The sequence below is a fragment of the Mesotoga infera genome, assembly GCA_011045915.1.
Lineage (GTDB): Bacteria > Thermotogota > Thermotogae > Petrotogales > Kosmotogaceae > Mesotoga > Mesotoga infera_D.
Genome location: DSBT01000154.1, coordinates 1 through 3918 on the forward strand (window position 1 = coordinate 1; position 3918 = coordinate 3918).

General features: G+C 48.8%; 5 protein-coding genes. All 5 read right to left on the minus strand.

What is annotated here, in order from left to right; translation table 11 throughout:
* Positions 1–474, minus strand: a 474-nt coding sequence (locus tag ENN47_05535; GenBank protein ID HDP77635.1) for a 2,3,4,5-tetrahydropyridine-2,6-dicarboxylate N-acetyltransferase, incomplete at its 3' end; no start/stop codon positions are given.
* Positions 456–1106 carry a 4-hydroxy-tetrahydrodipicolinate reductase gene (locus ENN47_05540; GenBank protein ID HDP77636.1) on the minus strand — a complete coding sequence of 217 codons (651 nt, stop codon included), beginning with the start codon at positions 1104–1106 and terminating at the stop codon, positions 456–458. The genes ENN47_05540 and ENN47_05535, both read right to left, overlap by 19 nt.
* Positions 1103–1984 (minus strand): 4-hydroxy-tetrahydrodipicolinate synthase, encoded by an 882-nt coding sequence (locus ENN47_05545; GenBank protein ID HDP77637.1) that lies wholly within the window; start codon positions 1982–1984, stop codon positions 1103–1105. Before ENN47_05545 ends, ENN47_05540 begins: the two co-directional genes overlap by 4 nt.
* Entirely contained in the window at positions 1957–2667 is a 711-nt protein-coding gene (gene dapF / locus ENN47_05550) for a diaminopimelate epimerase (protein ID HDP77638.1), read from the minus strand. The genes ENN47_05545 and dapF overlap by 28 nt, the downstream gene beginning before the upstream one ends.
* A gap of 1 nt (position 2668) precedes the next feature.
* On the minus strand, positions 2669–3634 hold the full coding sequence (locus ENN47_05555; GenBank protein HDP77639.1) for an aspartate-semialdehyde dehydrogenase: 966 nt from the start codon (positions 3632–3634) through the stop codon (positions 2669–2671).
* Between the last annotated feature and the right edge of the window lie 284 nt (positions 3635–3918).

The window sequence follows — 3918 nt, forward strand, 5'->3', positions numbered from 1 at the left end:
GCTAGGAGGCTCCACAACACCGGCGACAACGGCTCCCGCCCCAATGTGACAATTGGCTCCAATTATTGCCCTGCCTCCTACTACTACGTTCATATCTATCATAGTTCCTTTGCCAATCACCGCGCCGACATTGAGAACGGCCCCCATCATTATGACCGCGTTGTCTCCAATTTCAACGAGATCACGAATAATAGCTCCCGGTTCGATACGAGCCCTGTACTTCGTGAGATCGGCGAGGGGAAGGGCAGAATTTCTCGCCCTTATTTCGATGTGGTGACCAACAATCTTGTCTCTGTTGGCCTCGATCACTCCGTTTATATCTTTCAGATCGCCGAAGAGGATTCCAAAGTCTTTGCCTCCGACGAATTCTACACCCGCTATCGAAAGCTCAGCCAAATCCCCCGCGATGTGGCATATTGCGGGGGTCTTTTTCTTCGAGTCTTTTATCATCTTTATTATCGTCTCTGCGTCCATTCAATTACCTCCTCAAAGGAGTAGAACCCCTTTTCTTTATCGGCACAGAACTGAGCTGCCGTAAGCGCCCCAATCGCGAATACTTTGCGGGAGATCGCTCTGTGGGTTATCTCGATAACTTCTCCGTCATTAGCAAAGAAGAGAGTATGATCTCCGGGAACTCCCCCGGCCCTCACAGAGTGAATCGGCAAGTCTCTTCCCGTAGATTCCTTAAGCATCAAAGCGGTACCTGACGGCGTGTCTTTCTTCGCACTGTGATGCACTTCAATTATCTCGCCTTCGAAGCCTTTCAAAAGAGTTGAAAACTCTTTGAGGATCATTCGAAGCAGGTTTATGCCAATTGAGAAATTGAAGCTTTGAACCACAGGGACCTTTTCGGCAAGCTTTTCAAGATCAGAAATATCTGATTGGTCAAGGGCTGTAGTTCCGACTACCAGACCTGCGCCAAATTGATCTGTCAGTTCAATTGTCGTTTTTAGAACTTCACGATTCGAGAAATCAATGATAACCTCAGGTTCGCCGTGTTTGAAGATGCCCTTATCATTAACTTCGAGAACTAAGTCATGTTCTTTGAAGACTTCAATAATCTCCTTTCCCATCCGACCTGAAGAGCCGACTAATCCATACTTCACAGGACACCACTCTCTTTCATAGCTCTTTCAACGACCTTTCGATTCGAATGGGAGAGTTCGCAAAGAGGCAAGCGAAGTTCGTTTTGGCAATAGTTCATCAGGCTCAGGGCATACTTTACGGGTATGGGATTTGACTCGACAAAGAATGCTTTCATAATTGGGAGAAGCTCTAGATGCAAGTCCCTCGCTCTTTCGAGATCGCCGCCGAGAATAGACCGGATCATCGAAGATGTCTTCAGAGGGGCAGCATTCGAAATAACCGAGATAACACCGTCGCCGCCACTGCAGCAGAGATGAAAGGCCTGATCGTCGTTTCCCGACCAAACCTTGAGATCAGAATGATTTGCCTTTAGTCTTGAAAGAAGGTAGTCAACATTGTACTGGTCTCCACTTGCTTCTTTGACGCCGACAATGTTATCGAAATCCAGACATCTGATTATCGTATCGGGAAGCATGTTGGTTCCCGTTCTTCCCGGAACGTTGTAGATTATCACAGGTCCTTGCACCCGTGTTGCTATCTCTCCGAAATGCCTATAAAGACCTTCTTGGGTTGGTTTGTTGTAGTAGGGGACGACTACCAGTACGCCATCGGCGCCCTCATCAAAGGCTCTTGTTGACATCTCCACAGTCTTTTCCGTCGAATTCGTGCCCGTCCCCACAATCACCGGCACCGAGCCCTTTGACTCATTAACGGCAGTCTTTATCAGTTGAGTGCGTTCATAATCACTTATCGTTGGCGATTCTCCAGTTGTTCCAAGAACTATGAGGGCTTCAATTTTGCTCTCAAGCTGAAATCCAATGAACCTCTCGAATGCGTCGAAATCCACATCACCGTTCTTGAAAGGTGTTACTACCGCAGTTCCAGTTCCTCTGAACATTTCTCTACACCTCCTCCTAGAAAGGCAGCACCGTCTCTGAAGGTGACAGTAAGAACTCCTCCATTGGCCTGCAGGACTATCTTCTCACTGCCAGTCCTCCTGCTTTGAATCCATGCGACTGCTGTCGCACCGCTGCCACAGGCGCCCGTCTCTCCCTCGACGCCTCTTTCAAAGGTTCGTATTCTGAGCATGCCGTCTTCCATGACGCTGAAGACGTTTATGTTGGTGTCGTACAAGTGCCTCAGTGGAAGAAGAGCGTTCCAGTCGATAGCTTGCGTATCCCCCTCTATCACAAGATGCGGCACACCGACTACGACAATCTCCCCGTGATATTCTTCCTCCTTGAAACTTCCAAGAAATTTTGGCGATGGCATCCTAACGCTGACAACATCATCCACAAAGCCCAATAGACTTCCCGAGTAAGAGGAAAACTCGACCGTATCCCGGGCTTCCTTTTCGTGAATGAAGTGTACGAAAGTCCTCGCTCCGTTTCCACAAAAGGCGGCCCTATGACCATCACGATTGAAGTAATCCATGAAGTCTCTCTCCACGAAGATCGCGCCATCTCTGTCGTTAACGTACTTGAGAACAAGATCGCGCTTTCCTTCATCGCTCAGCTTTGTATCCCGCGAATCGACCACGAGAAACGTGTTTCCCGTTGCAGAGTAAAATGCGCCTTTCATCTCAAGTACCTCCCAAATGAGTTTTCATGATTCGAACTGCATTTGTTGCTGCCCCCACCCGAATGTTGTCGGCTACGTTCCAGAAGAGGAAGCGGTATCTGTCAAAGCCTCTCAGACGCGACACGAAAACCAGATCGGAACCTGCTACTTCGACAGGAGTCAGCCTTTCTTCACTGTAAACTACGTCTTCTGAAGACCCGATCTCTCTTCTAAGGTCCTCCAGTGAAAAGGGGCGGACCGTCTCACAGAAGACGGATTCAGAATGGCCGTAAACAACAGGAACCCTCACAGTTGTTGGCCAGACAGATATCGAATCGTCTCTGAAGATCTTTCGAGTTTCATGAACCATCTTCATCTCTTCGGTAGAAAAATTTGAATGGAGCAAATCCCCGATGACGGGAACGACGTTTCTGTGTATCTGCCTCACAAAGACCGAAGGGTGAATGTCACCGCTTTCCTGCTCTTCAAGCTCGGCAATTCCCTTGTTGCCCGCTCCCGAGACAGCCTGATATGTAGAAACAACGATTGTTTTTATCCCGTAGCTCTTGTGTATTCCGCTGAGGGAAAGAACCATCTGTATCGTCGAGCAGTTTGGGTTTGCAACAATGCCGCAGTAGCCCTTCAGAAGATCCCCGTTGATCTCAGGTACCACAAGAGGAATCTCTGCGTCACTTCTGAAAGCAGACGAGTTGTCTATAACGACAGCTCCCCTTTTCGCGGCTATTGGAGCATAATGCTTCGAAACGGAAGCTCCGGCCGAAAATAGAACGTAATCGTAGCCTATGTCGAAGGACTCATCACGAAGCTCCCTGACTTCCAGGTCTTTGGCCCCAAATCTGAGAAGCTTTCCTTCACTGCGCTTCGAGGCGAGCAGATCGATCACTTTCGGCGAGATCTTCTCCTCCTCCAGCTTTCTTAACATCATTCGGCCTACTTCCCCGGTTGCGCCAACTATTGCGAGTCGCACTTAACCACCTCCCGAAAAAAGAAAAAGTGTTCCCGAAGAAAACGGGAACACTTCAATGGTTTGAAATAATGGCTCATTCCAAACCCACCGGCTCTCCACGCATTCTTCGTGACAGTCATACAAGTCTTTCCTGTATGCCCAGAAGTCGGTCGCTGGGGCTTCCGCCTTCTTCGGCACCCTCGCCTTTCGATCCGTTCCAATCCCCTGATGAACGTCTACTGATCTCGGGTGCTCCTCCGTTGGGTAACTTTCGATTGATTATATCACGCTGCTATTCTGATCAA